We start from the raw sequence: 23,600 nt of genomic DNA, 5'->3' as shown, positions 1-23,600 counted from the left end.
CATCACGAGAGAGCTTCGCTCTCTCGGACGACAGCGAGTCGCGGGAGTCGAGAACGCGGGGGCTTTCTGGCTGTTCGAAATCTAAGTTTTTTATCTAAACACGGCCCTAGCGACCGACCGGCCGCTTTTGTACGTCCCACGCCTACTAGCGGTCGATGACCGAGCAAGCGACGTTCGCGGGTGGGTGTTTCTGGTGTACCGAGTCCGTCTTCAAACAGGTCGAGGGCGTCGAGGACGTCGTCTCGGGCTACGCCGGGGGCCACGTCGAGAACCCCAGTTACAAGGCCGTCTGCCGGGAGGAGACGGGCCACGCCGAGTGTGTCCAGCTCACCTACGACCCCGAGGTGGTGAGCTACGAGGACCTGCTTTCGGTCCACTTCACCACGCACACGCCGACCACGCTGAACCGCGAAGGCAACGACGTGGGCACCCAGTACCGTTCGGCGGTGTTCTACCACGACGAGACCCAGCGCGAGGCCGTGGAGGCCTTCATCGAGGAGATACAGCCGGGCTACGACGACGACATCGTCACCGGGGTCGAACCGCTGGAGACGTTTTACCGCGCCGAGGAGTACCACCAGGACTACTTCGAGAAGAACCCCAACCAGGCCTACTGCCAGATGACCATCCCGCCCAAGCTGGACAAGCTGCGCGAGAAACACACCGAGCTCCTGGCATGAATTTCGAGACAGACGTCCCGCTGCGGTTCGACGACCTCGACACGTACGGCCACGTCAACAACGTCCGCTACGGAACCTATCTGGAGGAGGCCCGCATCGACTACCTCGTCGAGGTCGTCGGCGACGGCGACCGTGGCTTCCTCGCGGACAGTGACGACGGCATCGTCATCAAGACGCTCGAAATCGAGTTCGAACAGCCGGTCCGGAGCGCCGACAGCGTCACCGTCAGCGTCCGGGTGCCACGTCTCGGCACGACGAGTTTCCCCTTCGAGTACGAGATTCGCGACGACGGCGCCGTCGCCGCGACCGGCGAGACGACCGTCGTCACCTACGACCGCGCGGCCGGCGAACCCCAGCCAATCCCCGAGCGCTGGCGCGACGCCATCAGCGAGTTCGAGTTCGGGCAGTAACAGTTTCTGGGGACAGTTTCAGTATCAGCGGAGTCGCTGGAGCACTGAACAACCAGAAAGCCCCCGTAGCGACTACCGGTAACAGCCAGAAAGCCCCACTGCTCTCAGCTTTGGCTCGCGGGCCGCGCGAGGCGGTTTCACCGCCTCGGTTTCGCGGCGCGTAGCGCCGCGCAAGGCCCGCTCGCCAAGACGAGGGACCGAAGGTCCCTCAAGCAGTCGGTGCGGAGCACCGACGACGTCGAGCGCTCGGGGGCTTTCTGGCTGTGAGCAGCGCACCGAGATGTGCCTTGCTGGCTGTCGTCGGCCACGAGTGAAGCGCCATTTGCAGCCGTTGCTAGGCGAAGTCCCTTTGGCGGCGTCACGTGAAAGGAGGGTATGGGAGACGATGCTATCGACGACGTGGACGAGGCCATCCTCCACGCCCTCCAGGAGGACGCGCGCAACATCTCGTCGGGCGACATCGCTGAGCGAACCGGCACGTCGAGCAGCACCGTCCGGAAACGAATCCAGCGCCTGGAGAGCGACGAGGTAATCAAGGGATACAGCGCCGAAATCGACTACCAGAAGTCCGGCTACCCCCTCCGAATGTTGCTGTTCTGTACCGCGCCGATTCCCGAGCGTGGCGAGCAGATTCCGGCCATCCTCGACATCGACGGCGTCGTCTCGGTCCAGGAGCTGGTCACCGGCGAGCGGAACCTGCTGGTGACCGTCGTCGGCGAGACGGACAGCGACATCACCCCTGTCGCACAGGAGCTACTGGACCTGGGGCTGACCGTCGTCGACGAGGTGCTGGTCCGGAGCCACGAGACGACGCCGTTTGGCGATTTCGTAAGCGAGTAGTGCCCGCTCGGACGCCGCTCACCACGTCTTGACGCTACTGAACAGTCGGACGCCCAGAGATCGCCGGACCGTCCGGTCGTCGGTGAGACAGCCGAAAACGCCAGCAGAGAGCCGGTAGCGGCCACCGTCGCCGGTGACTGCCCGATTACTAGTCTGAAGACCATAATGTTCTTTAATTCCCTTATACACGAACGGACTGGTAAGATAGAAGGATTTAATAACCAGTCTGTTCGTCTATTGGATGAACGACGGCCGACATCGCTCGGGGAATCTCCCTGGTGATAGCGGACGACGACACCAACGATGGCAGACGAAACACAGCGCACGACGGTCGGACCGCTTCCGAGCGGCATAGGGCAGCAAGCACCGAGTACGCCGGCGGCCCTGACCCGAGCCGTCTGGCTGCTGTGGGGACTGAGTCTGGCGGCCCTGGTTGGCCACGCGATGACTGGCTGGTCGCCCGAACTGGGACCTCTCATCGCCGTCGACGGGCTGACAGTCCTGATGTGGACGGTCGTGACCTTCTTCTCGGGAATCGTCCACAGCTACTCGCGCCGTTATATGGCCGGTAGCGCCCACGAGACGCGCTTTTTCGCCACCGTCTTCGGCTTTACTGTAGTGGTGATGGCTCTGGTCGCAGCCAACCACATCGCCCTGTTCGGGGTGCTGTGGCTGGCGATGGGACTGGTGATGGCACAGCTCATCGGCGTCATCAGCGGGTGGAAACAGGCGCGAGCGGCCGCGTCGGTCGCCCGGAGGTACTTCCTCGCGAGTAGCGCCTTACTGGCAGTCGCCCTGACGGCGCTGTGGTCGGCGACCGGCGCGACGACGATTTCCGGTATCGACGCTGCCTCCAGCACACTCGGCGGCCCGGTGTGGCTCGTGGCCGCCGCCGCGCTCGTACTCGCGGCGATGATACAGTCCGCCCTCATCCCCTTCCAGGGCTGGCTGCTCTCCTCGATGACCGCGCCGACGCCGGCCTCGGCGCTGATGCACGCCGGCTTCGTCAACGCCGGCGGCATCCTGCTAACCCGCTTTGCCCCAGTCATCACCGTCGACCCCGTGCTCATGCTCGCGGTGGTCGGCGTCGGCGCGGCCAGCGCGCTGGGTGGGAAGCTCCTGAAGTCGGTCCAGACGGACGTCAAGAGCAAACTGGGCTGCTCGACGGTCGGCCAGATGGGCTTTATGATAATGCAGGCTGGCCTGGGCTTTTTCGGCGCCGCCATCACCCACCTCATCCTGCACGGCTGCTACAAGGCCTACCAGTTCCTGAGTTCGGGCGACGGCGTCGAACACAACAGCCCGACCGGGGAAATCGGTCCCAGAGAAGGCCTCGTCGGCGTCGCCGTGACCATCCTGACCGCCCTGGCGGGCGGGTGGCTGTTCGCGACGCTGACCGGCAAGGGGGCGAAAGTCGACAGCGGCCTCCTGCTTACCTTCTTCGTCGTCTTCACCACGCTGCACGCGGCCCGCAACGCGGTCACGCACACCGAGCTGCCGGCGATGGCTCGCTACGGTGCGGTCCCGCTCGTGTTCTTCCCGGCCATCGTCCTCTATGCCGTGGTCTACGAGGGCATCTCCGGGCTCCTGGATGTGGGGACGGCGACGACCGAGTTGACCCTGCTCCACGGCGCCGTCGCCGTCTTCTTCGTCGGCGTCTACCTCGCCATCGAGACCGGCATCCACGAACACAGCCAGCGCCTCTACGTGGCGCTGTTGAACGCCAGCCAGCCGCCGACCGAGACGCTGGTGACCGCCCCGGAGGATTACAATGAGTACTGAGCAAGACATCCACGACAGCATCGACGACGCGGCCGAGACCGTCGGCTCGGTCTGGCCCATCCACTCGTTCGTGACCGCCAACCCCCTCTCGGGGTTCGAAGACCAACCGTTCGCCGAAGCGGTCGCGCAGGCCTCGGAGGTGCTGGGCGGCCGGGGCTACCCCAGCCCGGCGACGTTCGAGGCAGCGCTGGAGCGCGGACAGATAGACCGCGACGTCCTCGAATCGGAACTGGCCGCGGCCGGCTACGAGGCCGATCCCGAGACACTACTCGACCGCATGGAGACCGCAGCCGAAACCGACACCGACGACCCCGACACGGCCGTCGAGCGCGTCGACCACGTGCTGACCAAGTGGCTGTCGGCCTTCCTCGACGAGGGACGTGCCCACTGGCCGCTGCCGGACCGCGACCTGGGTTTCTACGGCGTCTTCCGCAACGTGGCCGCCCACGACGGCCAGATACCCGACGGGGGCGTCGTCACGGACATGCCGGCGACGCCGGCCGAGACCATCGAGACGGTGCTCGAGTCCTACCCGGAGGAGGAGTGGCCGGCCATCTTCGAGGCGCAACTGGCCGCGCTCCCGGGCTGGACCGGCTTCATCAAACAGCGCGCCGCCGACGAGAGCGAGTGGCAGTCCCGGTACCCGATAACGGTCGCGGGGTATCTCGCAGCGCGACTGGCGTTGCTCGACGCCGTCGACGCCGACATCGCCCCGGAGACCCCGGCAGTTAGCGGGCCGACCGAGGCCGACGAACTCGCAGAGACGTTCCTGAGCGCGTGGGAAGGGAGCTACCGCGAGGAACTCGTCGACGCCGTCAGCGCTGCAAGCGAGTCTCACGCCGAGGCCGAGCCGTCTGGCCGCCCGGACGCCCAGCTCGTCTTCTGTATCGACACGCGCTCGGAAGTCCTGCGCCGCCATCTGGAGGACACTGGCGACTACGAGACCCACGGCTACGCCGGCTTCTTCGGCGTTCCCATGGAGTACGAGGGGTACGACACCGAGGTGTCCGTCGAGGCCTGCCCCCCGATTCTCGACGCGCAACACACCATCACCGACGAGCCGACCGACGCCGACACGCAGGCCGACCACGACCACCTGGCGGGTATCCGCGAGGCCGCCGCGGAGATCGTCGAGACCATCGAGGCCAACGCCGCGACGGCCTACGGCTTCGTCGAGAGCGCCGGGAGCGGCTACGGGCTCGCGCTGGCGAGTCGCACGCTGGTGCCCGGACGCGTCCACGACGTCTTCGACAGCGTCGACGAGACGATTCCGGACGACCACGACTTCTGTAGCCCGTCCATCGATAGCCTCACCCTGGAAGAGAAGGTCGGCTACGCCGAAACCGCCTTCGACCTGATGGGGTGGGACCACTTTGCCCGCCTCGTCGTCTTCACCGGCCACGCCAGCGAGACCGCGAACAACCCGTTCGATTCGAGTCTGGACTGTGGGGCCTGTGCGGGCAACCCCGGCGGCCCGAGCGCTCGCGTGCTCGCGAAGATCTGCAACGACGATGCCGTCCAGGCCGAGCTCCGCGAGCGTGGCTTCGACGTCCCCGAGGACACCGTCTTCCTCGCCGGCGAGCACAACACCACGACCGACGAGGTCGACCTCTACGACAGCGCCCTCCCCGAGAGCCACGCCGGCGAGCTCGAGCAGCTACGCGCCGACCTGGAAACCGCCCGCGAGGGAGCGACCGCCGAGCGCGTGGGTGGGAGCGACGCCGTCCGCGAGACCGAGCGCAAGGCCGCCGACTGGGCCGAGACCCGCCCCGAGTGGGGGCTGGCCGGCAACGCCGGCTTCGTCATCGGGCCAGGGGAGCTGACCGCCAACATCGACTTCGACGGCCGCTCGTTCCTCCACTCCTACGACTGGACGACCGACCCCGACGGAGCGGCCCTCGAAGCCATCATCGCGGGGCCGATGGTCGTCACCCAGTGGATAAACTGCCAGTACTACTTCTCGACGGTCGACACCGCCGCCTACGGGAGCGGGTCGAAGATAACCCACAACCCCGTCGGCAACGTCGGTGTCTACCAGGGCAACGGCGGTGACCTGATGACCGGCCTCCCCCTGCAGTCGCTCATGGCGGCCGACGATGAGCCTTACCACCAGCCGCTGCGCCTCTCGACGGTCATCCACGCGCCGGTCGAGCAGGTGACCGACATCCTCGCCGACCACGAAGACGTGGTCGGACTGCTCGACAACGGGTGGCTCTCCCTGACTGTCGTCGACCCGACACAGGACCACACCGCCTTCCACTACGCCGGCGAGCTGTCCTGGTATCCGGCCGACGAGGCGACGATCGTCGAACCGTTGGCAGAAGCGACAGCGGCCGTGGCCGACGACTGAGCGGCTTAGCGTCCCTTTTTCTCCCGATAGAGTGAGAGCAAAATCCCACACGCCGACCGGCCGATTCGGCAATTCTGTATAGCGCTATCTGGTTTATCACCCTCACACCGCCGACGCGTCGAACTTTTAGGAGTCGGGCGTTTAGGCGCCGCTAATGGTCCAGAACGTGGCGTCCGTAATGGGCGAACTGGAGCCGGAGGATTTCCACCTGCTGTCGGGGGTCGAACAGGGGATGCGCTTCTCGGAGTATGTCAACCGCGAGAAGCTCACTGACTTCTCCCGGCTGAGCGAGGAAAACGTGGACTATCGGCTGGACCGGTGTGAGGACCGCGGGCTGGTCGAGCGAAAGACGATCCAGTACGAGGGGTTCAAGCTCACTTTCGAGGGGTACGACGCCCTGGCCCTGCACACCTTCGTCGAACGGGACACCCTGGAGGGCTTTGGCGCGCCCCTGGGCGTCGGCAAGGAGAGCGACGTCTACGAGGTCCAGTCGTACAAGCCACTCGCGCTCAAGTACCACCGCGAGGGGTACACCAACTTCCGCGAGGTGATGCGCGACCGGGACTACACTTCGGACCGCGACCACGTCTCCTGGCTCTACACCGCCCGGAAGGCCGCCGAACGGGAGTACGAGGCCCTGGAGACGCTGTATCCCGATGTCTCTGTCCCCCAGCCCATCGATACGAACCGCCACGCCATCGTCATGGAGAAAGTCGACGGCGTCGAGCTCTCCCGGACAGGGCTCGAACCCGAGCAGGTCGTTCCCGTACTCGATCTGGTCCTAGACGAGATGCAGACGGCCTACGACGCTGGCTTCGTCCACGCGGACATGAGTGAGTACAACGTCTTCGTCACGACCCAGGGGGTCGTCGTCTTCGACTGGCCACAGGCGGTACCGACCGACCACGAGAACAGCGAGGAGCTGCTGACCCGGGACGTCGAGAACATCGTGAGCTACTTCCAGCGCAAATACCCCACCCACGTCGACGAAGTCGATACCGACGCCGTCGCGGCGGCACTGACCGACAGCAGCTTCGAGACGGTCACCGAATACACCGTCTGAGGGCGCTACCGCCATATTTCTGGGAATTCAATCGCGAGCGGCGCCGCTCGCGGACGTACTGATAAATTTCATAATGCTATATCAAATCAGCTCCTGCGGCGAGAGCGCACACAGAAAGCGACGAGCGAAACGAGCGTTTCTGGCGCCGCTATCGGTCGAAACCGGGGAGCGTAAACCGTTCCGAGCCGAAATGTCGCTATGGACCGACGAACGGTACTCCGTCTGAGCGGCGTCGCACTGGCCGGTGGACTCGCGGGCTGTGGCGGCTCGGAGTCGGGCGACACACCGACCGCAACGGCGCAGGGTAATCTGGTCGAGATGACCGACGAACTCGTGTTCGAGCCAGCCGAGATAACGGTGAGCGTCGGCGACACCGTCACCTGGGAAAACACTGGCTCGGTCCCACACAGCGTCACCGCCTACGAGGAGAAGATTCCCGACGGCGCGACGTACTTCGCCTCGGGCGGGTTCGACAGCGAGTCGGCTGCCAGGGACGCCTACCCGAACGAGGGGTCCATCGGGGGCGGCGAGACCTACGAACACACCTTCGAGACGGCGGGTGAGTTCCAGTACTTCTGTATCCCCCACGAATCCCAGATGAAAGGGACCGTCGTCGTCGAGTAGTCAGTTGAGGTAGTCGTGCAGGCCGTCCGCGAGCGAAATCGTGGGTTCAAAGTCCAGCTGCTCGCGGGCCTTCGTGATATCGGCGGCCGAGTGACGGATATCTCCCTCTCGGGCGTCGACGTGGGCTATCTCGGCGGTCGGGTCGATTTCGTCTCTGATTATCTCGGCGAGCTCGCGGACCGAGGTGCGCGAGCCGGTACCGACGTTGAACGCCTCCCCGGTCGCGTCGGTGGTCGCGGCGAGGCAGTTCGCCTGCACCACGTCGGTGACGTTGACGAAGTCCCGCGTCTGCTCGCCGTCGCCGTGGACCGTCAGTGGGCCGCCCTCACGGGCCTGCTCGCTGAAGGCCTTGATGACGCCGGCGTAGTCCCCGCCCGACTGGCGCGGGCCGTATATGTTGAAATAGCGGAGGGCCACCGTCGGGAGGTCGTAGAGGTCGGCGTACAGCCGGCAGTAGTGGTCGCTGGTCAGTTTCTCCAGCCCGTATGGCGAGGAGGGGTCTTTGGATTCGGTCTCGGTGACGGGCAGGGCGTCGGGCGCGCCGTAGATGGCCGCGCTGGAGGCAAAGACGACGCGGGCGTCCTGCCGGCGGGCCGCTTCCAGAACCGCAAGGGTGCCGTTGGCGTTGACCGCGTTGCTCGTCGTCGGCTCCTCGACGGAACGGGCGACGCTGACGATAGCCGCCTGGTGGAAGACGAGGTCGACGCCGTCCATGGCCTCGGCGAGTGCTGGGTCGTCGCGAACGTCCCCCTCGATAACTGTCGCGTCGTCGGGGACGTTCTCGCGCTTGCCGCTGGAGAAGTTGTCGAGAATTCGGACGTCGTTGTCCGGGAGGTGGGCGTCGGCGATGTGACTCCCAACGAAGCCAGCACCGCCAGTGACGAGAACCGTCTTGTCGGTCACAGTGGCCGTCATACCCGGGAGTGGGCGGGGCGGAATTAAATAGGTCAGGTCGCTCCAACAATTAAGTACCTCGAGTATTGCGGCCGGTGCGGCGGCCGCTCGCGACTCCCTATGCGCTGGCGTTCGAGCCGCCCGTCGCGCTGGTGGTATCCCGGGCGGATTCGGCTTCGAGCAGTTCGCGGTAGCGGTCACGGATGGTGACCGTACTCACGTCGGTCGCGTCGCTCACCGTCTCCTGGGTGAGTTCCTCGTTGACCAGCAGGCCGGCGGCGTAGATGGCCGCGGCGGCCAGGCCGACGGGGCTCTTGCCGCTGTGGACGTTTGCGGCCTTGCCGGTCTCGAGCAGGTCGCGGGCCCGGCGCACCAGCTCGTCGCTGGCGTCGAGCTGGGAGGCGAACTTCGTGAGGTAGTCGGCCGGGTCCGGCGGGCCGATCTCCAGGGCGAGCTCGCGGTTGATGTAGCGGTAGGCCCGCGTGAACTCCTGCTCGTCGACGCGGCTCACGAGCACCATGTCCCCGATGGTCTGTGGGAGGTTCGCCTGTCGGATGGCGGCGTACAGCGCGGCCGTGGCGATGCCCTCGATGGAGCGGCCCGGGAGCAGTCCCTCGTCAAGGGCGCGACGGTAGACGACGCTTGCGGTCTCGCGAGCGCTCTCGGGGACGCCAAGCGCAGAGCCCATACGGTCTATCTCGCCTAAGGCCTGCTTGAGGTTGCGCTCGCTGTGGTCACGGGTGCGGAAGCGCTCGTTCCAGGTCCGAAGCCGTTGCATCTTCTCACGCTGGCTCGAGGACAGCGCGTTGCCGTTGGCGTCCCTGTCCTGCCAGCCGATGTTGGTCGAGAGCCCCTCGTCGTGCATCATCTTGGTCGTGGGGGCGCCGACGCGGGACTTCTGGTCGCGCTCGGCAGAGTCGAAGGCGCGCCACTCCGGCCCGTGGTCGATCTCGTCCTCCTCGACCACCAGTCCACAGTCCCCACAGACCGTCTCGCCGCGGGACGCGTCGCTGGTGAGCGAGCCGCCACAGTCCGGACAGCGCTGTTCGTCAGCGACCGCTTCCTCCTCGTCGATATCGCGCTCGTGGGCGTCGTAGGTGCTGAGTGTAGTCATGGTGGGGGTGCGAGGGAACCGCGACTCGCGTACGTGTTCTTATGGACACACGCATCGGGTATCAGGGCTCGGTTGGCATATGCCGAACTGGCGTGTCAGCGCCTCACACGCCGGAACGGCCGACCCGGAGACGGCTCCCCTCCGCGACGGCTTCGTCGGCCTCGACGGGGCCCATCGAGCGGGTGACAAAGGAGCGGACGATCCACGCCTCGGCGCGCTGGAGGCGGTACTGCAGCGTCGACCGCGAGACGTCGAGCCGTTCGGCGAGTTCGGTCAGCGAGACGTCCCGCGGTGTGCGGTAGTAGCCGTAGTCGACGGCAGCCTCAACGGCGGCCTGCTGTTCAGGGGGTAACTCGGCGAGCGTAACGGCCTCGTCGGCCCAGTAGGCGGGCTCGCCGAGCTGACGGAACTCGACGGTGAGCCCGGGGCGAAGCTCCGCTTCGAGGGCCGAGAAGAGGTCGTCGACGCCGTCGTCCGAGCAGAGCAGGAGCCGCCACTCACAGCGACTCCCGCGGCGTTCGGTCTCACAGAGTACCCCCTGACCGACGTGTTCGATGGCGAGTCGCGGAATGGAGTGACAGTCACCGGCCTCGGAGCGGTAGCTGTACACCGTCCGTCGGCCCGCTTCGCGCGAGATGACCTCGTAGTGCCAGTCGGTTATGCAGTCGCGGGTCCCGATACACTCGGTACACTGGACCGGGCTGTCGAAGATGTCGTCCAAGCGGTCAAGCGCCACCTCGGGTCCGGCGACCCGTTCGAGGCGCCACATCCCGTCGTCGGTGACGTTGCAGGCGATAGAGCGGGAGTGGGTCTCGGGGTGTTCGATGAACACGTCCATCAACGGGTCCACGTCCCGGTCGTAATCGATAGTGAAGATGAACTCGCGCATAGCGCTGGTACGCAGGCTAGGGGTTTATATCTCCGGTTGTTTTCGGCATACGCCGAAATGGGTGCGAGAGCGGTCACGTTACTCGACTAAAAAGACGGTGGAGAGCGTCAGACGAATTTTTTGCAGTTCTGTACGTCCGAGCCGATATCGTCGAGGCCCGGTAATAAATCAGTCAGCGCGATAGCAAACTACAGCCAGTCAGTCTCGGGGTCGATGTAGTTCGGCGGCGTCTCCCCCGCGAGGCCGGCCCGGACGTTCGCCGCGACGGTGGCGTTCAGGTCCTCACGGGCCTCCTCGGAGTACCACGCCGCGTGGGGCGTGACGACGCAGTTGTCGAGTTCGAGGAGCGGGTTGTCCGGGGTCGGCGGTTCTCGCTGGAGCACGTCGAGACCGGCGGCGGCGATGGTTCCCGCACGCAGTGCCTCGGCCAGCGCCGCCTCGTCTACGAGCGCCCCGCGGCCGGTGTTGACCAGGACAGTCTCCTCACCCATCCGTGCCAGCGCGTCGGCGTCGACCATCTCGCGGGTCTCCTCGGTCACCGGCGCGTGCAGGGAGACGTAGTCGGCCCGCGCGTACAGCTCGTCGAGCCCGACCTTCTCGACGTCGGCGTCGGCCATCGCCTCGGCGTCGACGTATGGGTCGTAGGCCACCACGTCGACGTCGAACCCGCGCAGCTGTTCGCGGACCCGGCGGGCAATCGGGCCGAAGGAGACCAGGCCGAGGATTCCGCCCCGCAGGCGGTGGATGCGACGGCCCCGCTCCCAGCCCCAGTTTCCGGCGCGGGTGTCGCGGTCGTAGGCGGCGACCCCACGCACGCAGTCCAGCAGCAGCGTCACGGTGTGGGTGGCCACCTCGCGGGTGCAGTAGTCGGGCGCGTTCGTTACGGGGACAGCGTGGTCGGCGGCCGCGGCCACGTCGATGTTCTCGATGCCGACGCCGGCCCGGGCGACCACCCGCAGGTCCTCGAGGGCGTCGAACACGGCACTGTCGACGGGCGTGTTCACGTCGACGACTAGCGCGTCGGCGCCGTCGGCGGCGGCGTCAAGCAGGGTCTCTGCCCCGTCGGCGACGACGACCTCGGCGTCGAGGCGGTCACGGAGCAAGTCGGCGTCTATCATCGGGTCATCGCTGGCGACGACACGGTCCATATGCGAGAGAAGAGAACCCAGACAGATAATGCATCGACAGCGTTCTCAGCGGTCGGGAACGGCGGATGTGTCCCTGTCCCACGGCCGAACGGCTTCGAACCGTTTAAGCCTCCGAGTACAGAACTGTCGACAACTCGCTGGACGACGGGCACCAGCGGGCACCTGCGTGTGCAGGTCGGGATGTGAGTCCCCGACGCGACAGTCAGTCGCCGAGGCGACTTGAACCACGCAACGCCCGTGGTGAAACACAATGGCACGAAGTGCATACTCGTACATCCGAGACGCATGGCAGACCCCCAAAGAGGGGAAACTCGCGGAACTGCAGTGGCAGCGCCAGCAGGAGTGGCGCGACGAGGGGTCGGTCGTTCGTATCGAGCGTCCGACCCGCCTCGACAAGGCCCGCTCGCAGGGATACAAGGCAAAGCAGGGCGTCGTCGTCGCCCGCGTCTCCGTCCGCAAGGGCAGTGCGCGTAAACAGCGACACAAAGCCGGTCGACGCTCGAAGCGACAGGGTGTCACCCGCATCACCCGCCGGAAGAACCTCCAGCGCGTCGCCGAAGAGCGCGCTGCGCGGGTCTACCCCAACCTCCGCGTCCTCAACAGCTACTCCGTCGGCCAGGACGGCCGCCAGAAGTGGCACGAGATCATCCTCGTGGACCCGGAGCACCCCGCCATCCAGAACGACGACGACCTCAACTGGATCTGTGAACCGGACCAGGCCGACCGCGTCTTCCGCGGCCTGACCGGCGCCGGACGCCGGAACCGCGGCCTGAGCAACAAGGGCAAGGGCACGGAGAAGACCCGCCCCTCGATTCGCTCGAACAGCGGCAAGGGCAAGTAACGCCGGCCGTTTTTCCGGTCTCTCGCAGTCTCGGTATATAACACTCCCGTGAGCCACATGGACAAACATGACAAATTAATAGAAATTTTAATATACGCAGCTTCTGAAGTCGAATTATGACGAAAGAAAACCGCGCAGCCAAGCGGACCTGCCCGGAGTGTGAGACGAAGCCGATTCTCCAAGCGGACGGAAACGCCTTCTGCGACATCTGTAATCGGTACATGGAGACGAAGACGCTAGTTATCTGAATCGTACACCCGAGTCAGCTGACCGTTTCTCTCCGTTGTCCCGTGTCGCTACCGGCTACGTCCAGACGCCCTGCTCCTGTGCGGCGCGTTCGCGCTACGCCCAGACGCCCTGCTCCTGTGCGGCGCGTTCGCGCTACGCCCAGATGCGTTGCTCCCCGTCCATTATCGTTACCACAACCACGTGCGGGAGTGTGACGACGGCGATAAAGACCAGGTAGAGCCCCACCCACTCGGGGACGGTCTCGGGGGGGTTCGGGACCAGCAGTGCGAGACCTGCCAGCAGCGCGAGTGAGACGAGCGTCAGGGGGGCCGCGTCGCGAGCGAACCGGGCGAACGCAGCGGTCGAGTCCCCCTCGCCCAGCGCGGCCGTCGCCGCGTCGTCGACGAGCAGGAGGCGGGCGATGTGTCGCAGCGAGTGCCACAGGCAGAAGTAGACGCCGATGGCCAGCACCGGCGGAACGAGGGCGAAAAACGCGACGAGGCCGAACGTCTCGGCGGCGTCGAGCCGCCAGGGCGCGCTGTCGGTCGCCCGAGCGTAGCCGACGGAAAGCGTCGCGACGACGACGGCGCTGTAGGCGATAGCCAGCCCCAGGCGAACGTCGGGCCGGAAGGCAGGCGAGAGCGCCGCCACGGCGTCGGGGGCGAACCGACCCACGAGCGTCACCGCGACCCGGCGGTACCACTCCGGAAAGGCGAGCAGTGGGACGAGCATCGGCAGGCCGCCGCGGACGACGACGACGGCGAGACGCTGGACCGGCGTTCGGAGGTGGTCGGCGTCGGCCAGCACGACGAGCGTGTAGAGGTCCCCCTGCCCCCAGTGGAACCACGTGACGAAAATAAAGAGGGCGAAGGCGACGGCGGGCGCCAGGAACCAGGCGACGGCGTAGGCCCCGCCGACGACGGTATAGAGGGCGACGACCCGACCGATAGCCCACAGGTCGGGACGCCGGCCGCGGGTCCGGGCCACCGCGAGGTGGTCGACAGCGCCGTGGGGGAGTCCCAACAGTAGGGCGCTGGCGACCAGGGGTACGTACTGGAGGACGGGCGAGAGTTCGAGGCCAGCCACGAACGGCACGACGGCGAGGGCGACCCACCCGGGGACGAACACCAGCGGCCGGAGCGTCTCGTGGGCGACGGGAGCGGCCCCTCGCACGCGTCATCGCCCCCCGAACAGCGCCGTAAGCGACTGCCGGTCAGGTCGCTCGACCGCCCGCAACTGGTCGACGAGCCAGACGTACAGCACCAGTCCCTGGACGACGAACAGCGAGGTCAACAGGAAGAACACGGCCTCCTCGATGGGCAGGCCCAGCAGCGGGACGGCGAACCCGGTGGTGTAGCGCTCCGAGATGGTCCAGAGTCCGACGCCGATGGCGATTCGGTCCACGACCCAGAGATACAGCGTCGGGACGAGCGTCCCGGCCAGGAGGGGACGCCACTGTGCGACCAGGAACGGCCAGCCAAAGGCCCACTGGATGGCCAGAATCGGGGCACTCCAGACCAGCAGCGAGCCGAGATACAGGCCGCTGTCCGCGCCGAGCAACACGAGTCCCGCGGCGGCCACCACGCCGGCGCCGGCCAGTCCGAGGGCCCGCTCGGGGAGGGAAATCGACAGTGGTCGCGTCGTCTCGACCCGAAACCGGGCGGCCCACAGCCCCACCAGCAGTGGCTGGAGGACGAAGAAGAGATACTCGCCCAGCGGCGCGGCGCCGAAGGTGATGGCGACCGCGTCGTCGCCGTACCACCAGACGCCCCGCGTGATGAGGTAGTTGTCCCAGGGCGTCGTGTACAGTAGCGCCAGTCCGGCAAGCACCAGCGTCCCCGTGAGCACGTCGCGTCGGCTACCGAGCCGGTAGCGGGTGACAACGGCCAGGGCGGCGATGACCGGCACGATAGCGACGGCGTGAAAGACGAGATAGCCGACTCCGGCAGTCATCGCCGGTGACTCCGTTACCCTCTCCAGGTCGGCTGGCCGTGGCTGGTCCGCTCTGTCGCGGTCGCACCGGGGCCGCGTTCGGAGACGGCACTGACGGCGTAGAAGGTCGCCTCGGGGTCGCCGTTGCGCCGCCAGTGCCACCACGTCCGGGCGAGCAGCCAGAGGCGACGGCGGCGGGTCAGTTCAGGCGTCTCCGTCAGCACGTCGTACCCACGCGAGCGGATGAGTCGGTGGTGTTCGGCGTACAGCACCGCCGACAGCAGAACACCGAACTGACAGTCCTCGGGGAGATATCGGATACCGGCCACGCCCTCGCGGTAGAGATCTTCGGTCCGGGCGATTTCCTCCTGCATCACCGCTCGGAACCCCTCGTCGACTTCGGCCCTGGCGAGTTGCTCCTCGGTGACGCCGTGGCGCTCTAAGGTCTCCTGTGGGAGATACACCCGGCCGTACTCGTGGATGTCCTCGCGGACGTCACGGAGGAAATTCGAGAGCTGAAACGCCTCGGCCAGCGCCTGGGCGTGGGGAAGGGCGGTGTCGGCCTGCGGGGGGTCCATCACCATCGTCATCATGTTGCCGACGGCGACGGCGGAGCCACGCATATACTCGCGGAGGTCATCGAAGGTCTCGTAGCGGGCCTGAGCGATGTCCATCTCCATCGCGTCGACGAAGACGTTCACTTCCTCGTCGGGGATGTCGTGGGCCTCACGGAGGTCCTGAAACGCAGCGAGCACCTCGCCGTCGGGCATCTCGTCGGGGTCGCGGTTGCCCAGCGCGGCTTCCCGAATCTCCTCTAATCGCTCGTGCTGGACGGTCGGCGGGGGGCCGTCAGGCTGGTCGACGACCTCGTCGGCGACCCGGAAGAAGGCGTACATCACGTACGTCGGGTGGCGAATCCGCTCGGGGAGGAGGCGGGTCGCGAGGTGGAACGTCCGACCGGTCTGCTGCTGAATCGACTTGCTCGTTTTGATATTGTCAGATTGCATTATCTCGACGTGGTGGGCTTGTTGTTCGGCGCTCCGTGACTGTCACGCCGCTCCGAGGTGTGGACGGAGTGTGGAGACGAACGAACGCGGGCCGACGGCAGAGAGGGTGACTGCGGTTCGCTCGTGGGACCCAGGTGGCGCATCGTATGTCCAATATTAGGGCAGGACAGGTTTAAATCACCTGCCAAACTGGTCGGATAGCGCCGTGGTGGCTACTACTTCCGACGGTACCGAACTCAAGCAATTCGACACGTCCTGCCGTCGAGTAGCCGTCCGAACGGACAGCCGGAAGTAGGGCTCGCGAGTTCCCGACGACGGCGTCACCACGTCTCGAAGATGGCTTCGAGGAGCTTCCGTTCGCCGGCCCGGAGATGCTGGTGGAACGTAGAGGGGCAGATACCCATCGACTCGGCCAGTTCCTCGCCGGAGACGTCCCGCGGCCAGTCGAAAAAGCCGCCGAGATACCCCTTCCGCAGCGCCGTGAGCTGTCGGTTCGTCAGCCGGTCCTCGAGGTCGCCCAGGAACGCCTGCCGGGAGACCGGCGGTTCGTCGCGCTCCCGGACAGAGAGCAGGTCGGTCGTTGGGTAGTGGTCCCGCACCTGTTCGACGATGCTCCTGGTTTCGGTCGTCGACGGGAGCGTGACGGTAAAGCGGGCGTGTTCGGGCGTGACGACGATATCGCGCGTCTCGGCGCCGCGGTCGGCCAGCAGCGAGACGACCGGCGGGTCGGCCACGGTGAACTCGAACAGCGCCGTCGACTCCGCGGTCGAGACGTGGGTGGCGGCGCTGACCTGCGGGTGGTCGCCGGCCACGGCACACACCGTCGACGGGTCGTCGCTCTCGACCAGGAAGAACATCACCGTCTCCTCGCCACCGGCGACGCTCCCGCCGTACTCCAGCCGGCAGCCCAGTTCGCGGGAAAGCGAGACGAAGAAGATGTCGTCGTCCCGTATCTGGAGTTCGAGTTCGGTGACGTTGTCCGCCGTGAGCAGCCGGCTCGTCTCGGTGGCGTCGATGGCGGTGGCGACGGCCTGGCCCACCGCCCCGAGCACGGCCCGCTCGCGGGGGTCGAAGACGTCCGCGCTGTCGGCATAGACCGTCAGCACGCCGTAGAGGGACTCGCCGGCGACCAGCGGCACCGCGGCGAGGCTCGCGACGTCGGCGTCGGCCAGCTCGGCGTGGGCCGGCCCGATGTCGTCGGTGAACTGTATCTCCTCGGTCCGGGCCGCCAGCGCGACGGGGTCTTCGGCGGACAGCGAGATAGCCAGGTCCGTCTGGCGGTCGGCCGACAGCGCCGCCGGTCGCAGCGTCTCGTCCCGCAGGTCGAACTCCCCGACCCAGGCGAACCGATAGGAGTCGACGGTCGCGAGCCGGTCGACGACCGTCTGCTGGATGTCGGCCCGCGAGTCCGCGCTCATCACGTCGTCCATGACGGCGGTGATGAGCCCCTCGACGCGGTCGACGAGATGCTGGAGGTTCGACCGTTCCGCTTTGAGCTGTTCGCTGCGCCGTTCGGCGGCCAGCTCGGCTAATTTCCGTTGTGTGATATCGATGTGTGCGACGACGGCGCTGCCGTCGTCCTCGGGTGGCAGCGGCGCGACTCGCATCAGGAACCACTGTTTCTCGTCCGGGGAGTGACAGGGGTATTCGAGCGTAAAGAGGTCCTGCTCGCCGTCGATGACCGATTCGATACCCTCGACAGCCTGCCCGGCGTACTCGTCGGCGTCGACGTCGGTGGTACCGAAGTAGTTCACCCCCTGCAACTCCCCTTCGTCGGCGCTGGCAAACTCCTGCCAGGCGCGGTTCGTGAACAGAATCGTCCCCTCGTCGTCGAGGACAGCGATGTTGATGGGGAGCGTGTCGAGCGTCGAGTGGACGAGCGTCTGGGGTGGTTGCATGGTCGGGCCAGCGGCCTCACAGCCGATGTATAGACTACTCGTGGCAGTTTGATAAACGTATGGCTGGCTCCAGCGGCAGTGTGTGATTTGGCATCGACTAGTATCGAGAACCAGAAATCCCCACTCATGCCGGCTGGCTAACCGGCTACGGGTGGGACTTTCTGCCTCTCTGAGTCGGCTTCTGTTACTGCGACCACTCCACCGAACCGCTTGCCCGCTCGGAAAACAATTTATCTCGCCGGCCGCTACTCCCCGGTATGTTCGGGTCCCGGCGCGACGGGGAGACGGTGACCTGCATCGCCTGTGGGGAGGAGTGTCCCCGGGCGGACGCCCGCGAGTACGACAAACACGGCGACCGCTGGGACCGACAGGACAAGTCCTTCGAGTATCTCTGCAAAACGTGTTTCACGGAGACCTGCCGCCAGCCACGCGACGGGCTGGAGGCGACGCTCGCGGCGGCCGAGGCGGGTGAAACCGACCGCGAGACCTTCTTGCGGCAGTACCACGAGCTGGCGGACGACCAGACGTAGCGCCGACCGGGCGAGTCGGGGTTTCGACGACCGGGAGACGCCCAGCGATATCGCACGATTCCGTCGCTGTCTGGTTCGAGCCTGTAGCCACGGTGCTGTCCGTCGAAACGAGAGTTTGAAAGGGTCTACGCTCAGTGTGGGCCAGTTCCTGTGTCAAGTGCGCAGCGCCGGCGTAAAGTGAATACCGCGATATGAAATGCTCGCTGTCATCACAGGCTCGACGGATACAGCAAAATGAGGGGTCCGCTGACGAGCCACGGAGTGACGTCCGCTCGTAGTATCTCAGGCCGGGTCGGGGTCGAAGACGTCGGTGTTTGCCTCGCCCTCACGCGAGATGACCGCCATCGCGCCCTTTCGAGCGACCCGCGAGAGGGCGTGGTCGACGAGTTTTATCGGGCCGGGCACCTCGGCGTGGAGCGTCGCGATGGCACAGGAACCGGGCTGGACGGGCGTCGTCTGCACGAACCGATTGGGCTGGCTCGCGATGGCACCCTGTTGCCAGACTTCGTCCCAGACGGAGCCGATGGGGTGGAAGCTGGACGTCTGGTTGGGCCCGCCAGCGACGAAGAACACCCGTGCGGTGTCCCCGACAGCCATACTGGGCACGCCGTAGCGGTCGGGCGTAATGGCGTACTTTTCACCGTTTATCAGTACGTAGGTGGGCTCCTCGGTGGTCATCGCGTCCATGTCGAAGTCGTGGTGGCCCTCCTCGCCGGTCTCGCCGGTCGTGTACAGCTCCTGCTGGCCGAAGTAGAACTCGTGGTCGACCTCGGGCAGGCCGTCTTCGGGCTCGACGAGTATCATCCCGAACATCCCCGAGGAGATGTGGTAGTCCATGTTGGGGACGGCACAGTGGTAGATGAACGCGCCGGGGTAGGTGGCCTGGAAGCGGATGGTGTCGGTCTCGCCCGGCGCGACCATCGTGTCCTCGGCCCCACCGCCGGGCCCCCGAACGGCGTGGAGGTCGATGTTGTGGGGCATCGTGTTGCGCTCGTCGTTCGTGACGGTCAGCTCGACCGTATCCCCGCGTCGGACGCGGACCATCGGCCCCGGAATCTGCCCGTCGAAGGTCATGTACTCGTAGGTGACGCCCGGCTCTATCTCCGCGACCTGCTCGCGGGTCGTCATCTCGACGTCGATGGTCTTCGAGGTCGACCGGTCTATCGGGTCGGGGATATCGGTCGGGTCAGCGGCGACACGCTCGACGTCGGTGCTCTGTGTGCCGTTCGCGCTCGGGGACTGTGGCGTCGACGTCGTTCGTTGTTCGGTTTGGTCCACCGGCCCTGCACTGCTACACCCGGCCAGCAGCACGCTTCCGGCACCGAGTGCTTGCAGGACACGTCGCCGAGTTGGTTCGGGTATGGTTGACATGGTTGGCTCACAACGGAGCGGTCTCCGTCGTGCATCTGTGAGTTCGAGTCACAATGACATAGGGGCAGACGGAGGTTCTCAGCCCCCGAGAAGGCCACGCGAAGATGTTCTACCGGCGGTTTATACCTCAGAGGTGGGGGCGTCTTCATCGGGGCCTGGCTCCGGTCGCGGGCTGAGCGAGCCCAGTAACACCCGGTCGAACGGGTCCGGACCGTGCTCGTGGACGACCAGCAGCATATTGGCCGCGAAGGCAGCGACACTCAGCGTCACGATGAGACCGCCAGCACCCAGTATACCCGGCGAGAGGTCGGCCAGCTCCGCGCCGACGATTACGACAGTCCCACCGACCCAGAGGGTCCCGTCGATGGCAGCGAGGCGGTCGTCGTACAGGTCGTCTATCATCGGCACCGCTTCGAACCCGAGTCGGTCGCTGTACCGGTCGACCCAGATGATAAACGGGACGATGTGGTACAGCGTCCCGACGAGCACCAGGCCGATGACACCGAGTGCGAGCAGGTGGGCCGACCCGCTGGCACCGAACAGATGCCGCTCGGTCGTCGGGGCCCCTAGCCACGCCGGAGCGGTCGACACCGCCCACGCCGCGAGTGCAACGGCGACGACGGCGTATCGGGTGTGCATCGGTTCCCACTCGACGCGCATCTCGTACAGCCGCCGCCCGAGGACGGTGCTCATTGCGAACGCAGCCGCCACCACGAGCAGGCCACCCAGTTGCGCGACGAGCACCGAATCGACGAGCCGCCCGCCGGCCAACAGGACGACACCGAGCGGGTGGGCGACCGCTTCGAGCGACTGCAGATACTGGTCCACGCCGTGGAGTTCGGTCTGTGTGAACATCGTCCCGAGCTGGTAGAGCGCGCCGTAGACGGTCGTCAGCACGGCTCCGAAGACGGCTATCGTCGCGTGTGCGTGCCTGAGGTTCCCGTGCTCGACCGGTAGCGAGGGCGTGACCGGAGCGGTGAAATCGACGGCCAGTACGAGCCCGAACAGCGAAAGGAGGCAGAAGAATCCGAGCGCGTAGCCGAAGTGCCGTTCGGTCACGTCGTACTCATCGAGAGCAGCGAGCGTCCGCAGGATGTTGTACGCGAACGTCCAGAACCCGGCCAGCATCAGCGCACCGAAGGGAGCCAGCCACGCCACGGCGTCGAGCGTGAGCGCGACGACGAAGCCGCTCACGCCGGCGGCGACGAGCGCCAGCTGAACCGTCGCGAGCCGCTGTGAGTACAGCGACGTACCCGACCACACCGGAACGAACTGCGTCATCGCGCCCATGATGGTCACACAGACCCAGCCGACGAGCAGCAGGTGGACGTGTGCCAGCGAGGCCAGCCCCGGGACGGCGTTCGCGACGGCGCTGACCCCGACGAGCGTACCCGCGACGAGGAAACCCAGTCCGACGACGAAGTGTCGCAACGGGACCGCCATCGGGAGGTCGATGTCCGTATCGAGACCGCCGGGAACGGCACCCATACTACATCACACTCCGTTCGTGGGTCGGTCGGCGTCGACCCGACGCGGTGGTCGGCTGTATCATACTGGTCGGTACCCCTCGGAGTCCCCAGTAACTCCCTCCGAACATCTTCGGCCGGGGTTCCCACCGGACGGGAACGGGGTCGCACCGATATGTTCCACAGCGGACTATGGCCCACACATGAGACCGCCGACGGACACGGCCCAGCGACCGATGGTCCTCATCTGGGAGGTCACACAGGCCTGCGAACTGGCGTGTGACCACTGCCGGGCCGACGCGAAACCGGGGCGCCATCCGGACGAACTCACGACAGCGGAGGGGAAGGCGTTGCTCGACGACGTCCGGCAGTTCGCCGAGGACCAGCTCGTCGTGCTCTCGGGCGGGGACCCGATGCAGCGACCGGACCTCGTCGAACTCCTCGAGTATGGCACCGATATCGGGCTCACGATGACGCTGACACCGAGCGGAACGAGTTCGCTGACCGGCGACAGCATCGAGGCGCTGGCGGCGGCCGGACTCACCCGCTTGGCCGTGAGTCTCGACGGGGCGACGGCCAGCGCACACGACGCGTTCCGCGGCGAGACAGGGAGTTTCGAGGAGACGCTGCGGGCGGCCCGAGCGGCGACGGAGGCGGGACTCCCGCTGCAGGTCAACACCACAGTGTGTGCGGGGACCGTCGACGACCTGCCCGCTATCGCCGAGCTGGTCGCGGACCTCGGCGCCGTCCTCTGGAGTGTCTTCTTCCTCGTTCCCGTCGGCCGCGGGCGGATACTCGACCCTGTCTCGCCCCGACGGGCCGAAGCGGTGCTGTCGTGGCTCCACGACGTCCGGACGGACGTTCCCTTCGGCATCAAGACCACCGAGGCCCCACACTACCGACGGGTCGGCCTCCAGCTGCGCGAGGACGACACGGACGAACGGCCACCGGGCGCGAAACGCCGTGCCGGTATCATCGCCGGCGACGGGTTCGCGTTCGTCAGCCACACCGGCGACATCTACCCCTCCGGATTCTTGCCGAAACCCGCCGGCGACGTTCGGACGGACGACATCGTCGGCGTGTATCGCGACGCCGACCTGTTCGAGGCGCTTCGGGACCGCAGCCGGCTCACGGGGAAATGCGGCGTCTGTGAGTACCGACACGTCTGTGGCGGCAGTCGGTCCCGGGCCTTCGCCACGACCGGCGACCCCCTGGCGAGTGACCCGCTCTGTGCGTACGTTCCGGAGGAGTGGGAGACAGAGGGGGCAGATATCGCCGGCGATTGACCGACCGCTGTCACGGTCTGACGGTCTCGAGTACCCAGTCGTCCGGGGTCGCTCGCCGCACCTCGAACCGGTCGAACGCGTCGCGAGGGGCCTCGGCGAGCCGGCCCAGAAACGCCCCGACCGGCGTCGGGTCGCGGTCGCTCACCAGCACGAACGGGTCGCCGCTGTCGAGGGACTCGAACCGGTCCCGGACGGCGTCTTTCCGGTCCTGTGGGGGGAGGCCACGGATGTCGACGGCGTCCTCGGGCACCGACAGCTCCCCGGCCGTCTCGATGGCCCCGGTGACGGCCTCGCCCAGTTCGGTCACTGGCTCCGGGACCGCGCCCGGACTCGGCGTCCCCTGGAGCTCCTTTGCGAACGGCAGCTCGGCCAGCACGTCGGCGTCGAGCTCCGTCAGAGCGTCGCCCGCGAACAGCTCGTTGGGCTCGCCACAGCAGTCACAGACGTACTCGGCCATGTTCACGACGGTGCCAAGCACCGGCACGTCGTTGTCCCGGAAGAGCTCGACAGTCCGGGCCGTGTCGCTGACGCTGGCGTGAAACGGCGTCGTCACCACGACGACACCGTCGACGGGCACCTCCTGCAGCGTCGTCAGCACCACGTCGCCGGTCCCCGGCGGCAGGTCGACGACGAGGGTCCCGTCGTTCTCCCAGGCCGTGTTGGCAAAGAGGTCGTCGACGGCGTCGTGGGCCATCGCGCCCCGCCAGGCCAGGGGCGCGCCGTCCTCCATCAGGCCGACGCTCATCACCTCTAGCCCGCCGGTTCGGACCGGGAGCGGGTCGCCCTCGTCGGAGGAGTGAATCGGCCCCGAGACGTCCAGCAGATTCGGGACGTTCGGCCCGTGGATGTCGGCGTCGAAGAGTGCCACGTCGCCGTCAGCGGCCAGCGCACAGGCCAGCGAGCTGGCGACGGTCGATTTCCCGACGCCGCCTTTCGCGCTGGCGACGGCGACGATACTGTCGAACGACTCGACCGACGAGCGGCCCTCGCTCGACGGCGTCGTCCGCTCGACGTGGACCGACTCGACGGCCTCGACGTCGTCGACGGCCCGCAACATCGCCTCCACGACACCGGCGCTCGCGTCGCCGTCGAGCGACGCCATATCCGTCTCGATGGTCACCTCGCGGTCGTCGACGTGGATGTTCTCGATGAAGCCGGCCTCGAACACCGAGAGGTCGGCCTGGGGGTCACGGACGTTACGGAGCTGTTCCTCGACGCGGTCTGAGAGAGTGGATTTGCTGTCCATT

At 66.5% G+C, this 23,600-nt stretch carries 22 protein-coding genes; 11 read left to right on the top strand and 11 right to left on the bottom strand.

Annotation, left to right across the window (positions count from 1 at the left end):
- Nucleotides 1-155 precede the first annotated feature (155 nt).
- From msrA to EGD98_RS00630, 7 genes are all read left to right on the top strand, one after another.
- Nucleotides 156-680 (top strand): peptide-methionine (S)-S-oxide reductase MsrA, encoded by a 525-nt coding sequence (gene msrA / locus EGD98_RS00660; protein ID WP_220586423.1) that lies wholly within the window; start codon nt 156-158, stop codon nt 678-680.
- The gene (locus EGD98_RS00655) at nt 677-1,090 is read left to right on the top strand and encodes an acyl-CoA thioesterase (protein ID WP_220586422.1); all 414 of its coding nucleotides are present in this window, start codon (nt 677-679) and stop codon (nt 1,088-1,090) included. The genes msrA and EGD98_RS00655 overlap by 4 nt, the downstream gene beginning before the upstream one ends.
- Nucleotides 1,091-1,465: 375 nt before the next feature.
- The gene (locus EGD98_RS00650; protein ID WP_220586421.1) at nt 1,466-1,930 is read left to right on the top strand and encodes an Lrp/AsnC family transcriptional regulator; all 465 of its coding nucleotides are present in this window, start codon (nt 1,466-1,468) and stop codon (nt 1,928-1,930) included.
- A 303-nt stretch (nt 1,931-2,233) separates the two neighbouring features.
- On the top strand, nt 2,234-3,712 hold the full coding sequence (locus EGD98_RS00645) for a proton-conducting transporter transmembrane domain-containing protein (protein WP_220586420.1): 1,479 nt from the start codon (nt 2,234-2,236) through the stop codon (nt 3,710-3,712).
- Nucleotides 3,702-6,062 (top strand): DUF2309 domain-containing protein, encoded by a 2,361-nt coding sequence (locus tag EGD98_RS00640; protein WP_220586419.1) that lies wholly within the window; start codon nt 3,702-3,704, stop codon nt 6,060-6,062. Before EGD98_RS00645 ends, EGD98_RS00640 begins: the two co-directional genes overlap by 11 nt.
- A gap of 154 nt (nt 6,063-6,216) precedes the next feature.
- Nucleotides 6,217-7,125 carry a serine/threonine-protein kinase RIO2 gene (locus tag EGD98_RS00635; RefSeq protein ID WP_220586418.1) on the top strand — a complete coding sequence of 303 codons (909 nt, stop codon included), beginning with the start codon at nt 6,217-6,219 and terminating at the stop codon, nt 7,123-7,125.
- A 198-nt stretch (nt 7,126-7,323) separates the two neighbouring features.
- Nucleotides 7,324-7,749 carry a cupredoxin domain-containing protein gene (locus EGD98_RS00630; RefSeq protein WP_220586417.1) on the top strand — a complete coding sequence of 142 codons (426 nt, stop codon included), beginning with the start codon at nt 7,324-7,326 and terminating at the stop codon, nt 7,747-7,749.
- Here EGD98_RS00630 and EGD98_RS00625 read toward each other — a convergent pair whose 3' ends face one another.
- The 4 genes from EGD98_RS00625 to EGD98_RS00610 all read right to left on the bottom strand — a co-directional run bounded on the left by EGD98_RS00625 (nt 7,750) and on the right by EGD98_RS00610 (nt 11,794).
- Entirely contained in the window at nt 7,750-8,664 is a 915-nt protein-coding gene (locus EGD98_RS00625; RefSeq protein WP_220586416.1) for an NAD-dependent epimerase/dehydratase family protein, read from the bottom strand.
- 97 nt (nt 8,665-8,761) lie between these two features.
- Nucleotides 8,762-9,757: a transcription initiation factor IIB gene (locus EGD98_RS00620; RefSeq protein WP_220586415.1), complete on the bottom strand. Its 996-nt coding sequence runs from the start codon at nt 9,755-9,757 to the stop codon at nt 8,762-8,764.
- A 103-nt stretch (nt 9,758-9,860) separates the two neighbouring features.
- Complete coding sequence (locus tag EGD98_RS00615) at nt 9,861-10,646, bottom strand: helix-turn-helix domain-containing protein (RefSeq protein ID WP_220586414.1); 786 nt, start codon at nt 10,644-10,646, stop codon at nt 9,861-9,863.
- Between the two features lie 188 nt (nt 10,647-10,834).
- Entirely contained in the window at nt 10,835-11,794 is a 960-nt protein-coding gene (locus EGD98_RS00610; RefSeq protein ID WP_220586413.1) for a C-terminal binding protein, read from the bottom strand.
- A gap of 250 nt (nt 11,795-12,044) precedes the next feature.
- Between EGD98_RS00610 and EGD98_RS00605 the strand changes: the two genes are divergently transcribed.
- Both EGD98_RS00605 and EGD98_RS20960 read left to right on the top strand, forming a co-directional pair.
- Nucleotides 12,045-12,635 carry a 50S ribosomal protein L15e gene (locus EGD98_RS00605; protein WP_220586412.1) on the top strand — a complete coding sequence of 197 codons (591 nt, stop codon included), beginning with the start codon at nt 12,045-12,047 and terminating at the stop codon, nt 12,633-12,635.
- A 116-nt stretch (nt 12,636-12,751) separates the two neighbouring features.
- A complete protein-coding gene (locus tag EGD98_RS20960; protein WP_268899141.1) occupies nt 12,752-12,883 on the top strand; it encodes a hypothetical protein in 132 nt (43 codons plus the stop codon).
- 133 nt (nt 12,884-13,016) lie between these two features.
- Here the strand turns inward: EGD98_RS20960 and EGD98_RS00600 are convergent, their stop codons facing one another.
- The 4 genes from EGD98_RS00600 to EGD98_RS00585 all read right to left on the bottom strand — a co-directional run bounded on the left by EGD98_RS00600 (nt 13,017) and on the right by EGD98_RS00585 (nt 17,700).
- Nucleotides 13,017-14,036, bottom strand: a complete 1,020-nt coding sequence (locus EGD98_RS00600; protein WP_220586411.1) for a Brp/Blh family beta-carotene 15,15'-dioxygenase — start codon at nt 14,034-14,036, stop codon at nt 13,017-13,019.
- A gap of 3 nt (nt 14,037-14,039) precedes the next feature.
- On the bottom strand, nt 14,040-14,816 hold the full coding sequence (locus EGD98_RS00595; RefSeq protein WP_220586410.1) for a lycopene cyclase domain-containing protein: 777 nt from the start codon (nt 14,814-14,816) through the stop codon (nt 14,040-14,042).
- Nucleotides 14,817-14,830: 14 nt separating this feature from the next.
- Nucleotides 14,831-15,802: a phytoene/squalene synthase family protein gene (locus tag EGD98_RS00590; RefSeq protein ID WP_220586409.1), complete on the bottom strand. Its 972-nt coding sequence runs from the start codon at nt 15,800-15,802 to the stop codon at nt 14,831-14,833.
- A gap of 320 nt (nt 15,803-16,122) precedes the next feature.
- Nucleotides 16,123-17,700, bottom strand: a complete 1,578-nt coding sequence (locus EGD98_RS00585; RefSeq protein ID WP_220586408.1) for a bacterio-opsin activator domain-containing protein — start codon at nt 17,698-17,700, stop codon at nt 16,123-16,125.
- Nucleotides 17,701-17,957: 257 nt separating this feature from the next.
- Here EGD98_RS00585 and EGD98_RS00580 point away from each other — a divergent pair, with 257 nt between their 5' ends.
- Nucleotides 17,958-18,230: a DUF7562 family protein gene (locus tag EGD98_RS00580; RefSeq protein ID WP_220586407.1), complete on the top strand. Its 273-nt coding sequence runs from the start codon at nt 17,958-17,960 to the stop codon at nt 18,228-18,230.
- A 282-nt stretch (nt 18,231-18,512) separates the two neighbouring features.
- Here EGD98_RS00580 and nirK read toward each other — a convergent pair whose 3' ends face one another.
- Complete coding sequence (gene nirK / locus EGD98_RS00575; protein ID WP_220586406.1) at nt 18,513-19,601, bottom strand: copper-containing nitrite reductase; 1,089 nt, start codon at nt 19,599-19,601, stop codon at nt 18,513-18,515.
- A gap of 120 nt (nt 19,602-19,721) precedes the next feature.
- Nucleotides 19,722-21,089 (bottom strand): hypothetical protein, encoded by a 1,368-nt coding sequence (locus tag EGD98_RS00570; protein ID WP_220586405.1) that lies wholly within the window; start codon nt 21,087-21,089, stop codon nt 19,722-19,724.
- A gap of 181 nt (nt 21,090-21,270) precedes the next feature.
- On the opposite strand from EGD98_RS00570, the gene EGD98_RS00565 reads away from it, so the two are divergent.
- Nucleotides 21,271-22,353, top strand: a complete 1,083-nt coding sequence (locus EGD98_RS00565; protein ID WP_220586404.1) for a radical SAM protein — start codon at nt 21,271-21,273, stop codon at nt 22,351-22,353.
- A 10-nt stretch (nt 22,354-22,363) separates the two neighbouring features.
- Here EGD98_RS00565 and EGD98_RS00560 read toward each other — a convergent pair whose 3' ends face one another.
- The gene (locus tag EGD98_RS00560) at nt 22,364-23,599 is read right to left on the bottom strand and encodes a P-loop NTPase (RefSeq protein WP_236039210.1); all 1,236 of its coding nucleotides are present in this window, start codon (nt 23,597-23,599) and stop codon (nt 22,364-22,366) included.
- Nucleotide 23,600: the final 1 nt, after the last annotated feature.

Origin of the sequence: Haloarcula salinisoli, assembly GCF_019599405.1 — an archaeon.
In the GTDB taxonomy this organism is placed as follows: Archaea; Halobacteriota; Halobacteria; order Halobacteriales; family Haloarculaceae; genus Haloarcula; species Haloarcula salinisoli.
This window is presented reverse-complemented; position numbering and strand designations above follow the sequence as displayed.